We start from the raw sequence: 1,236 nt of genomic DNA, 5'->3' as shown, positions 1-1,236 counted from the left end.
TTGGACTGCCACCACTCTCCTAGACAAATATGGTCTATTCTTTTTGCATAGGAGAAAACATTATGAGTGGACAACGTTATACCCCAGAATTTAAAGATGAAGCTGTAAAATTGATTACTGATCTGTCAGTGATGTGGCAGAACGTTTAGGTGTATCACAGCACAGTATTTATAAATGGCTTAAAGCTGTACATCCATTACACAACAATCATGATGAACATGAACTGCTTGAAACAAAGAAAGAAATCCTCCGCCTTAAAAGTCAGCTTAAACAGATAGAAGAGGAACGAGATATCTTAAAGTGAAAGCACTGCTTTCACGCCGCTTTGCAAGCCAGCCCGAGTGAAGTATCAATTCATCCTTGAATACAGCCATCGATTTAAGATTAAAACGATGTGTCGGGTATTAAAGATCGCTCGCGCTGGTTATTACGCTTGGCTACATGAACCTGAATCAAGTAGAACCATTGAAGACAAGCGTTTATTACAGCTCATTCGTTCTTCTGATGATGCCAGCTATGGTATCTATGGTTACAGACGCATTACTTTAGACCTTAAAGAATTAGGTGAGGGTTGTGGACCTAATCGTGTACTAAAGATCATGAAAAACAATAGTATTACAACTATACGAGGGTATAAGAAACATAAAAGCTATGGTCGAGGCCGTCCTCAGATTGTGCCACTCAACCATTTAAATCGAGAGTTTGTTGTAAATACACCTGATACTTCGTGGGTGACTGATATTACTTATATTCGCACATGGCAAGGCTGGTTATATCTGGCTGTGGTTCTTGATTTATATTCAAGGAAAGTGATCGGTTGGTCAATGAAATCTACGCTTGCCAAAGATATCGTACTTGATGCTCTACTCATGGCAGTATGGCGACGCAGACCTAATGAACCTGTGATCATACACTCAGACCAAGGCTCACAATACAGTAGCGGAGACTGGCAAAAATTCTGTCAGAAGCATAACTTAATACCTAGCATGAGCCGCAGAGGAAACTGCTGGGATAATGCCGTTGCAGAATCCTTTTTTAGTAGCTTAAAGAAGGAAAGAATTAAAAAGAGAATCTATAAAACACGCGAAATGGCGCGTGCGGATGTGTTTGATTACATCGAGATGCTTTACAATCGAATCAGGCGCCATTCGCATCTTGATGGGATGAGTCCAGAAGCATTCGAGGCAGCTGCAAAATGAGGCTACTTCAATGTCTAGGATACTGGGAGCAGTCCAG

Annotated in this window: 1 pseudogene; it reads left to right on the top strand. The window is 41.0% G+C overall.

Features of this window, described 5'->3' with window-relative positions:
* The first annotated feature begins 62 nt into the window (after positions 1-62).
* Positions 63-1,199 (top strand): annotated as a pseudogene (locus JZ787_RS17885) (IS3 family transposase).
* Positions 1,200-1,236 lie beyond the last annotated feature (37 nt).

The sequence above is a fragment of the Acinetobacter sp. BWR-L5 genome (genome assembly GCF_039655985.1).
In the GTDB taxonomy this organism is placed as follows: Bacteria; Pseudomonadota; Gammaproteobacteria; order Pseudomonadales; family Moraxellaceae; genus Acinetobacter; species Acinetobacter johnsonii.
The sequence above is the reverse complement of the archived record's forward strand: the minus strand, read 5'-3'. Positions and strand labels throughout refer to the sequence as shown.